Annotated in this window: 15 protein-coding genes; 7 read left to right on the top strand and 8 right to left on the bottom strand. The window is 64.2% G+C overall.

Annotation, left to right across the window (positions count from 1 at the left end; all coding sequences use genetic code 11):
• Positions 1 to 149 precede the first annotated feature (149 nt).
• A complete protein-coding gene (locus GT590_RS11145; RefSeq protein ID WP_009306854.1) occupies positions 150 to 941 on the top strand; it encodes an HAD family hydrolase in 792 nt (263 codons plus the stop codon).
• 121 nt (positions 942 to 1,062) lie between these two features.
• Here GT590_RS11145 and GT590_RS11140 read toward each other — a convergent pair whose 3' ends face one another.
• Positions 1,063 to 1,575 (bottom strand): nitroreductase family protein, encoded by a 513-nt coding sequence (locus GT590_RS11140; protein ID WP_009306853.1) that lies wholly within the window; start codon positions 1,573 to 1,575, stop codon positions 1,063 to 1,065.
• Between the two features lie 132 nt (positions 1,576 to 1,707).
• On the opposite strand from GT590_RS11140, the gene GT590_RS11135 reads away from it, so the two are divergent.
• Positions 1,708 to 2,073, top strand: coding sequence for a helix-turn-helix domain-containing protein (locus GT590_RS11135; protein ID WP_161171093.1), 366 nt, complete (start codon positions 1,708 to 1,710; stop codon positions 2,071 to 2,073).
• 302 nt (positions 2,074 to 2,375) lie between these two features.
• Positions 2,376 to 3,734, top strand: a complete 1,359-nt coding sequence (locus GT590_RS11130; RefSeq protein WP_114551557.1) for an MATE family efflux transporter — start codon at positions 2,376 to 2,378, stop codon at positions 3,732 to 3,734.
• A 153-nt stretch (positions 3,735 to 3,887) separates the two neighbouring features.
• On the opposite strand, the gene GT590_RS11125 is transcribed toward GT590_RS11130, so the two are convergent.
• On the bottom strand, positions 3,888 to 5,102 hold the full coding sequence (locus GT590_RS11125; protein ID WP_114551571.1) for a diphosphate--fructose-6-phosphate 1-phosphotransferase: 1,215 nt from the start codon (positions 5,100 to 5,102) through the stop codon (positions 3,888 to 3,890).
• A gap of 151 nt (positions 5,103 to 5,253) precedes the next feature.
• Here GT590_RS11125 and GT590_RS11120 point away from each other — a divergent pair, with 151 nt between their 5' ends.
• Together GT590_RS11120 and GT590_RS11115 are read left to right on the top strand one after the other, a co-directional pair.
• The gene (locus GT590_RS11120) at positions 5,254 to 5,931 is read left to right on the top strand and encodes a TetR/AcrR family transcriptional regulator (RefSeq protein WP_114551556.1); all 678 of its coding nucleotides are present in this window, start codon (positions 5,254 to 5,256) and stop codon (positions 5,929 to 5,931) included.
• A 246-nt stretch (positions 5,932 to 6,177) separates the two neighbouring features.
• Complete coding sequence (locus GT590_RS11115) at positions 6,178 to 7,452, top strand: MFS transporter (RefSeq protein WP_021409440.1); 1,275 nt, start codon at positions 6,178 to 6,180, stop codon at positions 7,450 to 7,452.
• A 314-nt stretch (positions 7,453 to 7,766) separates the two neighbouring features.
• Here the strand turns inward: GT590_RS11115 and GT590_RS11110 are convergent, their stop codons facing one another.
• Positions 7,767 to 8,489 carry an anaerobic ribonucleoside-triphosphate reductase activating protein gene (locus GT590_RS11110; RefSeq protein WP_021409458.1) on the bottom strand — a complete coding sequence of 241 codons (723 nt, stop codon included), beginning with the start codon at positions 8,487 to 8,489 and terminating at the stop codon, positions 7,767 to 7,769.
• A 3-nt stretch (positions 8,490 to 8,492) separates the two neighbouring features.
• Entirely contained in the window at positions 8,493 to 9,110 is a 618-nt protein-coding gene (locus GT590_RS11105) for a pyridoxamine 5'-phosphate oxidase family protein (protein WP_114516460.1), read from the bottom strand.
• A gap of 362 nt (positions 9,111 to 9,472) precedes the next feature.
• On the opposite strand from GT590_RS11105, the gene GT590_RS11100 reads away from it, so the two are divergent.
• Positions 9,473 to 11,914 (top strand): ribonucleoside triphosphate reductase, encoded by a 2,442-nt coding sequence (locus tag GT590_RS11100; RefSeq protein ID WP_114516461.1) that lies wholly within the window; start codon positions 9,473 to 9,475, stop codon positions 11,912 to 11,914.
• A 501-nt stretch (positions 11,915 to 12,415) separates the two neighbouring features.
• Here the strand turns inward: GT590_RS11100 and GT590_RS11095 are convergent.
• The 3 genes from GT590_RS11095 to GT590_RS11085 form a co-directional block, all read right to left on the bottom strand.
• The gene (locus GT590_RS11095) at positions 12,416 to 13,384 is read right to left on the bottom strand and encodes a hypothetical protein (RefSeq protein ID WP_368854015.1); all 969 of its coding nucleotides are present in this window, start codon (positions 13,382 to 13,384) and stop codon (positions 12,416 to 12,418) included.
• Entirely contained in the window at positions 13,341 to 13,979 is a 639-nt protein-coding gene (locus tag GT590_RS11090; RefSeq protein ID WP_114551554.1) for an RNA polymerase sigma factor, read from the bottom strand. Before GT590_RS11090 ends, GT590_RS11095 begins: the two co-directional genes overlap by 44 nt.
• A 264-nt stretch (positions 13,980 to 14,243) precedes the next feature.
• Positions 14,244 to 14,669, bottom strand: coding sequence for a molybdopterin-binding protein (locus GT590_RS11085; RefSeq protein ID WP_114550657.1), 426 nt, complete (start codon positions 14,667 to 14,669; stop codon positions 14,244 to 14,246).
• Between the two features lie 431 nt (positions 14,670 to 15,100).
• Here GT590_RS11085 and GT590_RS11075 point away from each other — a divergent pair, with 431 nt between their 5' ends.
• Positions 15,101 to 16,081 (top strand): helix-turn-helix transcriptional regulator, encoded by a 981-nt coding sequence (locus GT590_RS11075; protein WP_114550656.1) that lies wholly within the window; start codon positions 15,101 to 15,103, stop codon positions 16,079 to 16,081.
• Positions 16,082 to 16,140: 59 nt separating this feature from the next.
• Here the strand turns inward: GT590_RS11075 and GT590_RS11070 are convergent, their stop codons facing one another.
• A complete protein-coding gene (locus tag GT590_RS11070) occupies positions 16,141 to 17,073 on the bottom strand; it encodes a hypothetical protein (RefSeq protein WP_240133640.1) in 933 nt (310 codons plus the stop codon).
• Positions 17,074 to 17,301: the final 228 nt, after the last annotated feature.

The raw sequence follows: 17,301 nt of genomic DNA, 5'->3' as shown, positions 1-17,301 counted from the left end.
TCCGCACGCTCAGGGTGCGAAGCATTTTGAACTGGGGTTTTGTAAAACAGGTATCAAGTTCGTGCAAAGTAGTCGTGTAGGGTCACGCAGGTTGACGCGAGCGTCGTACAATGATCGGAACACGCGGTTATTTCAAGGAGGGCTTTCTGATGATCAAGCTTATCGCCAGCGATATGGACGGCACGTTCCTCGACGGAAACGAGTGCGTGCCGGAAGGCTCGTACGACCTCGTTATGCGTTTGCGCGATGCGGGGATCCAGTTCGTAGCATCGTCGGGTCGGCGCTTCGACACGCTGCACGAGCTGTTCGAACCGGTGGTCGACTGCATGGACTTCGTCGCGTCGAACGGCGCGCAGGTGATGGTCGCCGGCGAGCTGGTCGACTTGGAGGTGTTCTCGCATGCGGCCGTGAAGCGGTTGGCCCGTGTCGTTGATATGTTCGACACCATGCACCTTGCGCTGTTCGACGAGACGCGCAGCTACTTGTTGGACGACGAAGCGCGCTTCGAGCGAGAGGTGGACAAGAACCTGCCGAACCCCGTGCGCGTGTTCGACGTGCCCTCGCCGCAGACGAGCATCCTGAAAGCATCCGTGTATTGCGACGATGCCGTCATGGACATGGCCTACATCCTCACGCGCGAGCTGGACGACGACTTCGTGTTCGCGCCGTCGGGCCGTAAATGGATCGACGTCATGCAGCGCGGCGTGAGCAAGGCGACGGGCATCCAGCAGGTGCTGGACGCGCACGGCATCCAGGCGAGCGAGATGATGGCGTTCGGCGACTCTATGAACGACTACGAAATCCTGCGCATGGCGGGAACGAGCGTCGCCATGGGCAACGCTCGGTCGGCCATCAAGCAGATCGCCACGAAGGTGATCGGCACGAACGTCGACCGCAGCGTCCAGCGCGAGCTTCACGCCCTGCTGGAGGGCGCGCGGTAGGACGGTTTTGAATTTGTGCAGACGGTGTCTGCACAAATGGGTTCGCTCTGCAATGGCATCCTTTTGGGTGGGACGTAAAATCCGTGCTGCAGAAGGCCTGCGCTCTTCGAAAGGCGCTTCGTTACGCGTGGATTACCAGCTCGCTTGTCGGGATGCGCTCGGTGGCGTGGCGGTCGGGGCTCTTCAGCTCGCCGGCGGGATGCCCGACGGCCAGGATGTTCACCGGGACCAAAGTTTCCGGCAGCCCGAATTCCTCTCGGATGACCGTAGGGTCGAAGCGGCAGATCCAGACGCTTCCCAGGCCCAAGTCGGTGGCGGCCAGCATCATGTGGTCGGTGAGGATGGACGCGTCCACATGGACGGTGCTCATGCCGTCGAGCGGACGCTTCCACGCCTTCTCGCCGTCGGCGCACACGACGAATGCGAGCGGCGCGTCGAACACGTTCGCGGCTTTCGCCAGGCTGGCGAGCCCTTCCTCGCTGGTCACCTGGAGGATGCGCACAGGTTGGCGGTTCGCGGCGGTCGGCGCGACGCGGGCCGCTTCGACGATGGCGTCGATGTGCTCCTGGCTGACGGGGACGGGCTGGTAGGCGCGGGTCGAGCAGCGCTTTTTGGCGAGATCGAGAAACGACATGGGTGCTCCTATCTCTGAGGCGAGCGACGGTTCGTTCTTCCTCCATACTACTCTTCGGTTTCTGCGGGGCAAGTAGATACTTTTTTGGAATATACTACCCGAAAAGAAAGTATTGGACGGAAGAGGCTGCGCATGAAAACCTGTCCCGACGCGTACCATTGCCCGGTCGAGGCAACCATCGACATCGTGGGCGGCAAGCACAAGGTGCTCATCCTGTGGCACCTGAGCAAGGCCGGCGTGCTGCGTTTCGGCGAGCTGCAACGCCGCATGTCGCAGGCCACGCCCAAGATGCTCACCCAGCAGCTGCGCGAGCTGGAGGCCGACGGCATGGTGCATCGCGAGCTGTACCACCAGGTGCCGCCCAAAACCGAGTACTCGCTCACCCAGCGCGGCGTCAGCTTCGTCCCCATCCTCAACGCCATGTGCGCCTGGGGAAAGGACGTGCTGGACGAGGTGGGGAAGCCGTCGCCCGAAGCCTCGGAGGTTCTGGCGGGTTGACCGCTTCGGCATCGCGCAGTATGCTGGGCGACGCTGTATCCGCCTCAACGAGAAGGCACACATGAAGCTTTGCAGAGTAGCGGCTCCGCGCATGATCGCCGATGAAGCATCGCACGGAGCCGAGGGACATATTCATCGGCATCGATAGACGCGCCGCGCAAAACCCGGGCGCGCGTTTCCTTTGATGCCGGCATGACGGACTCGTTCAGCGCCGCAGGTGATGATTCATCTGCGGCGTTTTTTTGCGCCCTCGGGCGCTTCGTTACGTTTCCGCATTCCGAATTCTCAGAGGTGAACATATCGTGTCAGATGCTTCTCTTTCCTTTACCGAGGGGCCGCTGTTCAGGCGGTTGCTGGCGTTCGCGTTGCCGCTCATGGCGGTGAACCTGCTGCAGTACGTGTACCAGGCTGTGGACATGGTGGTGGTCGGCCAGGTGGTGGGGCCGGTGGGGCTCGTGTCCATCAGCAACGCGACGAACGCCGCCTATATCGTGAACGCGTTCGTCATCGGCCTCACGGCGGGCGGCGGCGTGGTCGTCGCGCGGTTCGTGGGCGCGCGCGACGTGGCCGGCCAGCGGCGCGCGTACGCGGCCACGTTGGCGGTGGCCCTGGCGGGGTCGGCGGCCATCGCCGTGCTGGGCGTGGCGTTGGCGCGCCCAGCCTTCACGGCGAACGCCGTGCCTGCGGCATCGCTCGAAGGCGCCGTCGGCTACACCGTGGTGCTGTGCTGCGGCTGCGCGGGGCCGTTCCCCATGAACGCCGCAGCGGCCTTCCTCAAGGCGCAGGGCGACGCGCGCACGCCGCTTCAGCTGGTGGGCGTATCGGCGCTGGTGAACGTGGCGCTCGACCTGGTGCTGGTGGGACCGGCGGGCCTCGGCGTGGTGGGCGCCGCCTGGGCGACGGTGGTCGCGCAGAGCGTGGCGGCCGTCGGCGCGCTCGTCGTGGTGCGGCGGCGTTTCCCCGGCGGGCGCCTGGCCGGCGCGTTTTCGCGCGGCAGCGACGTGCCGGTTGGAACGAGCGTGGTCGAGGTGCTGCGCGTGGGTGTTCCCTCCGCCGTGCAGATGGCGGTGGTGAACTTGTCGTACGCGCTGGTCACCGGGTTGCTGAACCGCTACGGCACCGACGTTGCCGCCGCTGCCGGCGTCGGCCTGCAGATCAGCACCATCGCGGGACTGCCGTGCTGGGCCATCGGCCAGGCCATCACCACGGCGGCGGCGCAGAACGCGGGCGCGGGCGAGCTGCGCCGGGCCCGCGACGTGGCGCGCATCGGAGCTGCGTTCAACGTGAGCGTGATCGTGGGCGTGCAGATCGCGGTGCAGCTGCTGGCGCCGGCGCTGGTGGTCGCGTACGGCCTGACCGAGCCGTTCACGATGGATACGGCCGTGCTGTACCTGCGCATCACGTGCAGCGTGAACGGGCTGTTCTATGCGGCCATGTACAGCTTCGACTCGTTCGCGCTGGGGGCGGGCTCGCCGCGGCTCGTGCTGGCGAACTCGCTGATCGACGCGTTCGTCGTGCGCTTCGGCCTGGCGTTTCTGCTGAGCGGCGTGCTGGGCTTCGGCTACGTGGGCATCTTCGTCGCCCAGGCGGCGTCGCCCGTGATACCGGCGCTCATCGGCGCCTTCTACCTGCGCCACTGGACGCGCGCACGGGGCGTGTAGGGGGGGAGGTAACTCGAAACCGTTGTCGCCCGAAACGTGCGCTTTTGAGCGAAAAAACGCACGTTTCGGGCGACAACGGCAATCGGGAGCAGGGCGCGACGCGTTAGTCGGTCCCTCGGCGTGCTGGCTGGGCGGCGCCGAGGGCCGGCTTCGTCAGCGCTTGTTGAACGGCACGATGGTGGCGGGGATGCCGCCCTTCATGACGAGTTTCGGCTCGCCTTCGATGAGCGGCCGGAAGTACGCGACCGCTTCCGGCGTAATGCCCTGGTAGTTCGGCAGGATCCACTCGGCGGGGAAGCGCTTGACGAAATTGGCGAACTCGCTTGCGGGGCCGGCGAACAGCTCGGCCTCGTAGCGGCCGGTGGCTGCGGCCTCCGGGTTGCGGCGGATGCCCACCACCTGGCCGGTGAAGGCGGGGTCGGCGCTGCGCATATGGGCGCTCATCCCCAGGTCGTAGGCCTCGGTCACGTCCACGAGGCTCTGCGCGAAGTTGCTGGAGCGCGCCGCGCGCGACAAATCCTGCACCACGCCGCGCGGCACGATGCCCGCGTCGACAATCATTTGCTTGATCGTTTGCGCCGCCCCGCCCAGCACGGCGTGGGCGAACCCGTCGTGCGCAGTATCGCCGGCGGACAGGTAGGTGCCGTCGGCGTAGCGCGCGCCCTCGGACACTACGATGTAGCACGAGCCGGTCGCCTCGAACTTCGCGCGCACTTCGGCGAGAAACGCGTCGCGGTCGAAGGCGACCTCGGGCAGCACCAACAAATCGACGTCGCCGGTGATGCAGCAGCTCGCCGCCAACCAGCCCGCGTCGCGTCCCATCACTTCCAGAACGAACACCTCGGGGCGCGTGTACGCGTCGTAGTCGAGGCGCGTCGCGTGCGTGATCTGGCAGGCCACCTTCGCCGCGCTGGGGAAGCCGGGGCAGTGGTCCACCGGTACCAGGTCGTTGTCCACGGTTTTCGGAATGCCGATGAAGCGCTTGCTCGGCGCGTTCTCGGCCGCCCATTCGGCCAGCGCGTCCACGGTGTCCATGGAGTCGTTGCCGCCGATGTAGAACATGGTTTCGATGTCGTGCGCGTCCATCACGTCGGTGAGGCGGCGGAAATCGGCCTCGTCGTCGCGCTTCAGCTTGTAGCGGCACGTGCCCAGCGCCGACGAGGGCGTCTGCCTCAGCAGCTCCAGGTCGTGCTCGGAAAGGTCGGTGAGGTCGTACAGCTGGTCGGTCAGCACGCCCTCGATGCCGTGGATGCCACCCAGCACGCGGTCGTACAGTGGGTTCAGCTGGTTCGCGCGGATGACGCCGGCCAGGCTGGCGTTGATAACGGCGGTGGGTCCGCCGGATTGTGCAACAAGGCAGGTGCTCATGGGTCGATGCTCCTGTTCTCTCTGATCGCTTTGGCGCATGCGCACCAGTATGATGCTGCCCAGGACGTGCGGCAAACTTTTTCTTGCCTTCTCCACTGGAGGAGCGTAGGATACATACCGTTGGTATGTAACGTGATGGAGAGGATGGCCGATGGCCCGCAACAAGCATCCCGAGGAGACGGTGAACCTCATCCTCGACGTGGCCTTGGCCCTGTTCTTCGAGAAAGGGTACGACAATACCAGCATTCAGGACATCATCGATGGGCTGGGCGGCTTGACGAAGGGGGCCGTGTACCACCACTTCAAGTCGAAGGAGGACATCCTGTCGGCTGCGCTCGACCGCGACAACCAAGCGCTGTTCGACGAGCTTCGCCGCATCCGCGACGACGGCCGCATGACCGGCGCCGAGAAGCTGCAAGCGCTGTTCGCGGCATCCATCACCGGGCCGCAGATGGACATGTGGGCCAAGGCGGCTCCCGACGTGGATCCGGTGAAGAACGCGCGTCTGCTGGGCCTGCAGTACCAGGCGGTGCTTCAGGAGACGGTGCCCGATTTCGTGCTGCCCATCGTGGAGCAGGGTGTGCGCGACGGCAGCATCCAAACCGATCATCCGCGTGAGTTCAGCGAGGTCATCGTGCTGCTGGCGAACCTTTGGGTCAGCCCCATGTTCCGTTCCGCCACCGCCGAGGAGCTGCGTGCGCGCGTCGATTACTACCTCGATATCGTGAAGGCGCTGGGCGGCCTGTCCCTGGAAGTAGGCGGGCTGGCGACCATCCTCGAGGGGTATCGCAGCCAATTTCACGAAAGGCTTGATGCTATGAGCTCGTAAATACGTACGAATGTTTCACGTGAAACATTCCGGAAGCAGGAAGGCGGGCAGGGGAAGGTCGAGCGAGCGGATGCTCCCGGCTGTCGTTGTGAGCGAGCGCGGCGAGTCGAAGGACCCTGCTCGGGATGACGGCGCGTGCTTGCGGTTTCCTCTTGCGATGTCTTAGCGAACCCTGGTTGCCTGGCAACCTTCTTTTTTTGTCCAATATACATACCAACCGAATGTATGTAAATGAAAGGAAACGACATGAACACTCTTCTCAACCGCTCGTTCGTTTCGGTGATCTTCGCGCAGATTGCTTCGTTGTTCGGCGATGCCGTGCTGCGCTTCGCCCTGCCGCTGTACGTGCTGAACCAAACGGGCTCGGCGGCGCTCATGGGCGCGGTGTCGGCTTGCGCGTGGATCCCCTACATCGTGCTGACGCCCATCGGAGGGGTTGCGGCCGACCGCGTGAACAAGCGGCGCATCATGGCGGCGCTCGATATCCTTCTGGCTGCGACGTGTGCGGCGTTTCTCGCACTCGACGGCGTCATCGACCTCGTCGGCCTGTGCATCTGCGCGCTCATCGTCCTGTACGCCGCGCAGAGCGTGTACCAGCCCACCGTGCAGGCGGCGGTGCCGTTCATCGCCCCGCGCGACGGCATCGTGCGCGCCACCGCCATCGTCAGCCAGATCAGCGCACTTTCGGGCCTCGTGGGCCCGGTGCTGGGCGGCTTGCTGTTCGGCCTGTTCGGCATCGAGCCGGTGGTGTTCGTGTCGGGAGCGGCGTTCGCGGTTTCTGCCGTGCTCATCGTCACCGTGGTGCGCATCCCGCGCGACGCCATCGAGCGCAGCGGCGTGGGTGTGGTGCGCACGGTGGCGAACGATATCGTCGAGAGCTTCGCGTTTCTGCGCCACGAACGCACGGTCATCCTCAAGGTGATCTTCCTGGTGGCGGGCATCAACGTCACGCTGACGGCGTTCATCCTCATCGGCGCGCCGGTTGTGATCACACAGATCCTGGGCCTGCCGAACCAGTACATGGGCTTCGCCGAGGGTGCGCTGGCGTTGGGCGGTTTGGCGGGCGGCGTCTCGGTGGGCGTGTTCGCCGAGCGTTTGCGTCTCAGCCGCGCGCCGCTGTTCCTGCTGGTGGCGGCCTTGGGGTTGCTGCCCATTGCCGTGGTGCTGGGCGTGCCGATGGACGCGATGCTGGCGTACGGCATCGTGGTAGCGGGCCTGTTCGTGTCCATGGCGTGCGCCACGATGTTCAGCATCCAAGCCATCTCGTTCGTGCAGCTCGAGACGCCCGGCTACCTGGTGGGGAAGGTGATCGCGCTTACCATGTCGCTGGCGAACTGCGCGCAACCCGTGGGGCAGCTCATCTACGGCGGCCTGTTCGACGCGCTGCGCGGCAACCTCGTGCCGGTGGCGCTGGGCACGGCGGCCGTCGCGTTCGTCATCGGTTTGGTTACGTTCCGCGTGCTGAAGAAGGGCTTGGCCGAGCTGCAAGCAGCCGTGCCGGGGGCCGCAGATGCGCGGTGAAAACCCTGATTTTTGGCAGTTTTCGACGGGATTCTGCCGTCCCTTTCTGAACTCGTTGCTTTATGCCGAGACAGAGCTTTTGCCTGGATGTATCGGGCCTGGTTAGGGGGCCGGACGCGGAAAGGCCGAAGGGCGCGGGCTTTCTCGATGACGGAATCGCGTCGATTCCTGCCGGAATTTCCCGTTTCCTATGCGCTGCCTGGTTTCGCAGGGTGTTGAGCGGTTCGTGTGCCGCGGGTTTCTCGATTGGCCGGAATTCGGGATCCGCAAGAGGCACGTGCTTGCGGCATGCGAGGGCGCGGCCCCTCGCGGCCCTAGTCCACGCCGCGTAGCTGAGCGCCCGGCACGACGGCCTGCAGCTCGGGCAGCAGTGCCCGCAGGTCGTCGGGGTCCCATGCGTGGAAGCGACCTTCGCCGCCCAGCACGCTGTCCACGTCGATGAAGCTTTGCAGGTGCCATGCTTGTACGCCTTCGATCCACGCAGTCAGCGCGCGCAGGTCGTCGGCTGTGTGCAGCTCGCGCACCACGGTGGTGCGCACCTCGTAGGGGACCGCGCCCGAACGCAGGAAGTCGAGAGACTCCTGCACCGGCGCGAGGTCGAACGCGGGGACGCCGACGGTTTCGGCGTAACGCTCTGGCGCGTTCTTCACGTCCATGGCCGCATAATCCACAAGGCCTTCCTCAACAAGCGCGCGCAAGCGGCCGGGGAAGCTGCCGTTCGTATCCAGCTTCACGGCGAACCCCAGCTCGTGCACGCGAGCGCAGAACTCATCGATACCGGGCTGCAGCAACGGTTCACCGCCTGTGATGCACACGCCGTCGAGCAGCCCCTGGCGTTTGCCGAGGAACGCGAAGAGCTCGTCGATCGATAGGGCGCTGCTGTCCGCGGCTGCGCCATCGCGCTCTGCCTCGCCCGTCACCAAGGCGGCGTTGTGGCAGAACGGGCAACGGAAGTTGCAGCCCGGCGTGAACACCGTGGCCGCGGTCTTGCCCGGGAAATCGAGCAGCGTGAGCTTCTGCAAGCCGGCGATGCGCATGGTTCAGGCTCCTTCGCCGCCGAGGGCGGCGACTGGTTCCGCGCCCGCGCCCGGGTCCGCCTGCCTGCCGACGCCCGTGTCGGCGCATCCGCCGCCGTCCGCGGCATCCGTGCGCCCGTCCCCGCTCGCATCGCCACGTGGCCCCGGATGCGCTTTGCCGCTTATCTCTTCGATGTCGATGGCCCACACGGACGTGTGCGGCCCTTCCTTCTCCATCGCTTTCCCGATGCTGCGCTTTGCCTCCGGCACGTACTTCATGCAGAGGCCCACCAGCGCATGCTTGAACTCGGTCGCTTCGACGACCTCGCGGACGCGGCCGAATGTCATGGCCGACCGGAAGCTGGTGGAGAAATCGCCGTCTTCGAAGAACGCTCTGACGCCCGTCACCGCTGTCGCGCACACGCGATCGTCGCGACGAAAATCGACCGTCTTGTGCCCGCCCTCGTTTGTGGCGTGGAAGTACAGCGTATCGCCTCGCCGCACGAAGGAGAGCGGCACGCCGTAGGGCATGCCGTCATCGTCCACGGTGGACACGATGGCGAACTCGGCGGCGTCGAGTACGGCCAGCGCCTCGTCGTGCGGCAAGGCGCGCTCGGAGCGGCGCAGGGGGAAGCGGGTCATGGCGGATGCTCCTTCTAGTTGGTTGCGCAGGGGTCTATCATAATCCCGCTGCGCCCTGCGATCAAACGCGTTGCCGCTCGCCGAAAGCTTCGGCGTCGGGCATCTGCAAAACGGCCCGCGCGGTGCTTTGTTCTAAACTCGCAGGTCGCTTTTCGAAGAGCTCCATCGAGCGCTCGCGCAAAACCCCAGATGGCAAAATCTACCATATATAGTTGTGTATTGTGGAGGCATATTCAACATATGGATTACAATCATTGACTGGCCCGGTGGACGCTGCTAGGGTGTTTGAAACCGCATGCGAGGCGCGGAACGGTTGGCAGTCGCCGCGCAAACGAAGCGAATCCACAGCAAAAGGAGCAAGCATGTACGAGGTCCAGAAGCGCGACGGAAAGATCGCGGAATTCGATATAGCCAAAATCTCAAGCGCTATCGCCAAGGCGTTCGACGCGTTGGAGAAGCAGTACCATCCGTCCACGATCGACCTTCTGGCCCTCAACGTGACCGCCCATTTCGAGCCGCGCATCAAAAACGGCATCATCAGCGTCGAGGACGTGCAGGACAGCGTGGAGGAGGTGCTGTCCACGGCCGGGTACGCCGACGTGGCGAAGTCCTACATTCTGTACCGCAAGCAGCGCGAGAAGGTGCGCAACGCCAACGCCACGCTGCTGGACTATAAGGATCTCGTGGACCAGTACGTCAAGGTGGAAGACTGGCGCGTGAAGGAGAACTCCACGGTCACGTACTCCGTCGGCGGCCTGATCCTGTCGAACTCGGGCGCCATCACGGCGAACTACTGGCTTAGCGAGATCTACGACGACGAGGTGGCGAAGGCTCACCGCAACGCCGACATCCACCTGCACGACCTGTCCATGCTGACGGGTTACTGCGCGGGCTGGTCGCTCAAGCAGCTCATCCAGGAGGGCCTCGGCGGCGTGCCCGGCAAGATCACGTCGAAGCCGGCCAGCCACCTGTCCAGCCTGTGCAACCAGATGGTGAACTTCCTGGGCATCATGCAGAACGAATGGGCGGGCGCCCAGGCGTTCAGCAGCTTCGACACGTATCTCGCGCCGTTCGTGAAGGCCGACAACCTGACCTACGAAGAGACGAAGCAGTGCGTCGAGTCGTTCGTGTTCGGCGTGAACACGCCTTCGCGCTGGGGCACGCAGGCGCCGTTCAGCAACATCACGCTGGACTGGGTGTGCCCGGCCGACCTGCGCGATCAGCCGGCCATCGTGGGCGGCAAGGAGATGGACTTCACCTACGGCGACTGCAAGGTCGAAATGGATATGGTGAACAAGGCCTTCATCGAGATCATGATCGAAGGCGATGCGAACGGTCGCGGCTTCCAGTACCCAATCCCCACGTACTCCATCACGCGCGACTTCGACTGGAGCGAAACCGAGAACAACCGGCTGCTGTTCGAAATGACCTCGAAGTACGGCACTCCGTACTTCTCCAACTACATCAACTCCGACATGGAACCGTCCGACGTGCGTTCCATGTGCTGCCGCCTGCGCCTCGACCTGCGCGAGCTGCGCAAGAAGTCGGGCGGTTTCTTCGGCAGCGGCGAGTCCACGGGCTCCATCGGCGTGGTCACCATCAACATGCCGCGCCTGGCCTATCTGTCCGCCGACGAAGCCGACTTCTACCGTCGACTCGACCATCTCATGGACGTTTCCGCGCGCTCGCTGCACACGAAGCGCGAAGTGGTCACGCGCCTGCTGGATGCGGGCTTGTACCCGTACACCAAGCGCTACCTGGGCACGTTCGAGAACCACTTCTCCACGATCGGCCTGGTGGGCATGAACGAGGCGTGCCTGAACGCGCAGTGGCTGCGCGCTGACATGACGCAGGAGCCGGCGCAGGCGTTCACGAAGGACGTGCTCAACCACATGCGCGCCCGTCTGGCCGACTACCAGGAGCAGTACGGCGACCTATACAACCTCGAGGCCACGCCAGCCGAGAGCACCACGTACCGCTTCGCCAAGCACGACAAGGAGCAGTTCCCCGACATCATCACGGCCAACGAGCAGGGCAAGCCGTACTACACGAACTCGTCGCATCTGCCGGTGGGCTTCACCGACGACATCTTCAGCGCGTTGGACGTGCAGGACGAGCTGCAGACGCTGTACACGTCCGGCACCGTGTTCCATGCCTTCTTGGGCGAGAAGCTGCCCGACTGGAAGGCGGCCGCCACGCTGGTGCGCAAGATCGCCGAGAACTACAAGCTGCCGTATTACACCATGTCACCCACGTATTCGGTGTGCAAGAACCACGGCTACATCGCCGGCGAGGTGTACGAGTGCCCGTGCTGCCACGAGGAGACCGAGGTGTACTCGCGCATCACCGGCTACTACCGCCCGGTGAAGAACTGGAACGACGGCAAGTCGCAGGAGTTCGCCGACCGCGTGGAGTACGACTTGGGGCATTCGCATTTGACGCGCGACGGCGCCGTAGCCGTGACGGCCGCGGCCGAGACCGCCGGGCAGGCAGGTTCGCACGTGACGGTTCCGGGCATCGAGAAAGCCTCTGCGCCCGACCACAGCACGCTTCCCGCAGGCCTCTACCTCATTGCCACGCGGACGTGCCCGAACTGCAAATTCGCCGCAGCTGAAATGGATGCCGCCGGCATCGTCTACGAGGAGCTGCTGGCCGAAGAGAACGTGGAGCTGGCGCAGCGCTACCGCATCATGCAGGCGCCCACGCTGCTGTCCGTGGCCGCCGACGGCTCCGTGGACGTGATCCCGGGCGCCGCCGCCGTGTTCCAGCACGTCAATGCGATGAAAGCGCAGGTGACCGCCTAACCGCCGGCTTCGGTCGGTTTGAAACCAGGGCGTACCCGTCACCACATTCGCGAACGCGGCATCAGCATACCAGCAGCAAGCGCCCAGCAACTTCCGGGCCGGATCGAAGGATCCGGCCCTTTTGCATGCGGGGAGGTGCAGTATGGGGATGGCGAAGCTTGCGGGTGCTTTGCTGCGCACCGTGTCGACGCGGTTTGTTTCGCGAGTCTTTCCTGCGGGTGGGGCGACCGCTTCCTCAATGCTAGCATGCGACTGGTAATGCGAGCGTTTGGGTCGCAGCAAAATAATATAAGTCAAATCATCATGGACAAAAAGCTATAGTATTCTGTAGTTTTTCGACCTAAAAGAGGGGGATCGAGCATCAGGCCATTCCCATCATGCCTGGTGAGAAGCGCACCGCTTTGCCTTATCTTCATAGAGGATAAAGAAAATCGGCACTTTTTGTCCATGGCTATATTGGTTATAAAAAGATACTGCGGCGCGCGGGTTCCAACGCGGCGTTCACCCTTCGTTGAGCTCGGTGATGGTGTGAAGCTTGGGCATTTGAGGCATCTTGCCGAGGTAATCGTCGATCTCCTGCTGGGAGGCGCCGCTTGAAGGAGGCTCGATGCTCTGAAATGCGGCACGGGCATCGGAATAGGCCTCGTATCGTTCGTCGAAATCGGGCACCGGAGCGATACGGTACGTTTTCGTTTGCATGGAGCCGTCGGCGAACGTGGCGGTGAGCTTCAATCGGGAGGTCGAGATTTCCCGGGCCGCGCCTTTTTCGATGGCAGTATTCAGCTGCCTGCTCGCTTCGAGCGAGTTTTTGCCGGCAAGGGCCAATTCGTACGCTTCCTTCCCTTCTTCGGAAAGGGGGAAGCCGATGTAGATCTCTACGATACGCTGGTCGTCGATCGACTCCTGATGGTCGTAGTCGAACGTAACGGACTTGGTGTAATTGAACACGTGCTTGCCGTTGTCGTGCTGCTCGGCGGTGACGGTGTTATCGATGATCTCGAAGTAGCTGCGCTCGCCTTCGATTTCGTAGGTGACGGATTCGATGTTGTTCCCGACGCACCGCACAGGGAAATGATACTTGTATCCAGCCCATTCGTAGCTCCAGAACGTGTCGTCGGCTGGGTTGTACCAGGGACCGCTGTAGCCGCCGCCTCCCGTAAAGTCTTGGGACTCCAGCTCTACGGTTTTCCCCGGTCCGAACCCGCCGGGGCCGTTGATCGCGAAAGCCGTTGCGCCGATTCCCGCGACCAGCACGAGGCAGGCAGCGACGGCGAACCCGAGCGCCGAGCGTCGCCTGACCGACGCGCCTGTTCGGACGGGTGTCCGCACGGTTTTAGCGCTGCGGCCCCGGCGCCTGCCCGCTTCGCTCAGAGTCGCTTGTTTCAGCTGGTCCGGGACGTGCGTTCCTCGCATCATGGTGCGGTACTCATCCACGGTTGGGCGTGGGCCGGGGTTGCGGGGATCGGTCACGGTTCGGCTCCTTTCGGCATAGGGGGTCGCGGCAGCTTGCAAGGCTCGACTCGCGTTGGCCGCGGTCGTCTTCTAGCATGCTGCGCAGCTGCTGGCGGGCGCGGTGGAGGCGGGTTCGCACGGTGCTGGGGCGACATCCCGTGATGCGCGCGATCTCTTCGGTGGCGTAGCCCTCGACGTAGAACAGGTGCACCGGGATGCGCAGGTCGGGCGGCAACGCGCCCACGACCTCCCAGATGTCGGCGTCGAACGCGTCGGGGGCGGGGATGTCGGCATGCTCCCGCGTGAAGCCTTCCGTGCGGCGGTTCCAGGTCAGGCGCGCCAAGTCGCGGCAGCGGTTCACCGTGACGCGCAGCAGCCAGGCTTTCAGGTGCTCGTCGCTTTCGAACGCGGTGTCGTTTTCCAGCAGGCGCATGAACACGTCCTGGAACACGTCGTCGGCGTCGCTGGGCGAGCCGGTCTGCGCCAGCGCGACGCGATACACGACATCGCCCCACGCGTCCATGGCCTCGAGCAAGAACGCGTCGGATCGAAGCGGTTTCGGGCTGTCGCGGGCTGCGGCGGGCTGGTTTTTTCGCTGGAACGGCAAGCGCATGCATTCACCTCTCTGGTAACAATACGGGCTAGAGTGTGAGATTGTTCTGAGGAAGGCGAAAAAGTTCGTTTGAGCGAATGCGCTTCGCGGGCGGCGTGCGCGCAGCCTCGAATCCGCGAAGGCTGCGTCGATGGTTTGGAACGGGAAGGAAAGAGAGCGCCGCGCAAAGCGCGGAACGGAAAGGGGATCCGGAAATGCAGCAAGGCCGCGTGCGGGACGCGGCCTTGCGGGTGCGAGCGTCGCTCGCAGATGCTATGGAAGCGGTTACTCCACGCCCACGATGACGTCGGTGGACTTCACGATGGCGAGCGCGGCAGCACCCTCGGCGAGACCCAGATCCTCGATGGCCTCGTTCGTGATGGAGCCCATGATGCGTGCGCCCTCGGGGGTCTCGATGGTCACATGACCGTTCACGGCGCCCTTCTTCACGGACGCGATCGTTCCGGCGATCTGGTTGCGGGCCGAGATGCCCTGGATGCGCTCGGAGCCGGCGGCGAACATCACGTTGCTGGCCTTGATGATGGCCATTGCGTCGGTGCCCTCTTTGAGGCCCAGATCGTTGATGGCTTCCATGGTGATGTCGGCTTTGACCACGGTAGATCCCAGGTCGATGGAAACGACGCCGTTCACGGCGCCCTCGGCGATGGCGGAGACGGTGCCCTTGAGCTGGTTGCGAGCGGATATCTTCATAGCAGGTTCCTTTCGTTGGGGGCTTCCGGCTTCTGCGGAGCCCGTTCGACATGGTCACAGTGTCGCGGGTTCGGACGCGGTGTGGAAGAAGTCCGTGGGAAATGACTCCGGTTCGTGTCGTTTCGTTCAAGCTCGTGCATTCTCGTGTACGAAACCATGCGAATCCGTGGAGGGGTCATGAAGCTTGTGCGTTGCGCCACGCCCGATAGGGTTTATACTGAGAAGAAGATTATATGTGCATGAGGATGATTTCGAGAATGGGTGACCGTGCGGTATCTCGTGGACGGTCGCAACGTGACAAAGCGCGATCCCGTGACGAGCGGGCTTGCGATCGCCGATGCCGTACGACGTGGGCATTCCGGCGAACGCGAACGAGATCAACCGCGAGTTGAAGAAGCTGTGGGGTATCGACGACTGACGGAGGAGGCGGCATGCGCAACGACGACGCGTTGACGGCGGACGAGGTGGCCGGCTTGCTGCAGGTGAGCCGCAGCTCGGTCTACAAGTTGGTGAAGGCCGACGAGCTGGCGTCGTACCACGTCGGCCGCAAGATGCGCTTCACCATGGGCGACGTGGAGAACTACATCGCGCGTTCGAAGCGCGCGAAGACCGCTGCGGTGACGGCTGCCGCCCTGCCGTGCGCGGCCGTGTCGGCTCCGGCCCCTGCCCCGACTGCGGTCTCGGCGTCCCGATCGGGTTCGCAGTCGGCCTCCGGCCCATTCGTGTTGGCCGGCAACGACATCGTGGGCGACATCCTGGCGAACTACCTGGGAGCCACGAACACCGCGGTGGACCGCATCTACGAGGGCAGCTACAACGCGCTGGTCGACCTGTACCGCGGGGAGGTCCACGCGGCGCTCACGCATCTGTACGACGGCGAGACCGACTCGTACAACGTCGCCGCGGTGAAGCGGCTGCTGCCGGGAGTCCCGCTGAAGGTGGTACGCCTTGTGCGCCGCCGCCAAGGGCTCATCGTGGCGAAGGGCAATCCGAAGAGCCTGCGCACCTGGGACGACCTGCTGCAGCCGGGCGTGCGCCTCGTGAACCGCGAATGCGGGTGCGGGTCGCGCATCCTGCTGGACGAGCAGCTGGCGCGCCGCGGCGTTTCGGGGGCGGCCATCGAGGGCTATGAGCGCGAGGCGAATTCGGCGTTGTCGATGGCCTCGTTCGTCGCTCGGGGCGCCGCCGACGTGGGAATCGGTGCGGAACGCGTGTTCCACCAAGTGGAAGGCGTAGGCTTTCTCCCGCTGCAAGACGAGTGGCTCGACATCGTGCTGGCGAAGCGTCCCGGCTGCGAGCGCACAGTCGATGCCATCGCGAAGCTCGCCCGCACGCGCCCCTTCCGCGAAGAGATCGGCTCCATCGTCGGCTACGACGCCTCCCGCATGGGGGAAGTGGTATTCGAGCGGTAGCCTTCGCCCCTGCTGGGCGCAAACGGGCACCCATGACAATTTCGATGGTTCTTAGCGTGCTATTTCGGCTTCGTCGCGAAACGTGGCCAGGCCTTTTCCCGAGAATGCGAAGGGCGGGGGCGCTTTCGGCGGTCGATTATTGTCATGGGTGCCGTTTTTGCGTCCAGCATTTCCAGTCGCGTGGTGCCGAGCAGCTGTGATCGCAGCCTGATCTGCTTGAGTTCCCAGTCGTGCGCCCGCGAGCGGCATCTCGTTCCCAGCCGTTTCGCCATCGCGTGGGCGACCTTGTCCATCTCCGACCTCGTGTGCAGCTGGTCGCTCGAAACGGTGATGACGAGGATGCCCGCGTACGCCAACGCGGTTCTGCGGGCCGAGTCCTTCTCCTGCTCGGCCTCGCCTGCATGGTGAAGCCGACTGTCGTATTCGACGTCGAGTTTCGCGTCGGGCCAAAACAGGTCGCAACGGCATGTTCCGCCCACGTTCCGCCCCCGAGCCTTCTCCGAGATGCGCACAGGGTGGTTCAACGTCGGTTGCGGGAATCCGTATCCGCCGAGGCGTCCTGGAAAGCTGCTGAGTATGGATAGCTGCGACTCCTTGGGCGATTCGGAGTTCGGCAGGATATGCGGGACGGCTTTCCGCGCCGTGTCGACTCCGTTGAGGTTTCGAGCGCGAGAGAGGAACGATTGCAATTTCGACGTAGACGTCAGGGGGAGTTGGTCGGACATCATGCCGGCGTCCGACGAGGCTGCCAGGCGATAGCTTCCGCAGAGTTCGTAGCCCGTTTCGACAAGGCTCGCGAAAGCGGCCGTGCGGGCTTCGAGCAGCAGGCACAGTTCGGGCGAGGCGACGAACACCCCGTCGCCCACGTTGACGAAAGCCGATGAGGGAATCCTCCGGTCGAACACGCTGCAGGTTATGCGTGCGGTGCGCACGCGTGAAAGCGTGTTGGGGACGATAAAGTGCGCGGGGTTCGCGTGTTGCGATGGGCGCAAAAGGCCACCCATGGCAATTCTGATGGTCGTGGAGATCTGCGTTCGCAGCGGAATCGCGGAAGCCCGGGGTCGGCGCGCGGGATGCGCTCGCGAAAGTGCACGTTGCTTGTGAAGGTGCCCGGTACGTTCGCGAAGGTGCGTGCCGCCTGCGCCCGCCTGCGCCCGCTCGTGTTCGCCCGCGCCGCCCGCGCAATCTTCGGTGACTTCGCCGTTCGATTGTGGGACAAT

Origin of the sequence: Eggerthella sp. BIOML-A1, assembly GCF_009875595.1 — a bacterium.
Classification (GTDB): domain Bacteria; phylum Actinomycetota; class Coriobacteriia; order Coriobacteriales; family Eggerthellaceae; genus Eggerthella; species Eggerthella lenta.
The sequence above is the reverse complement of the archived record's forward strand: the minus strand, read 5'-3'. Positions and strand labels throughout refer to the sequence as shown.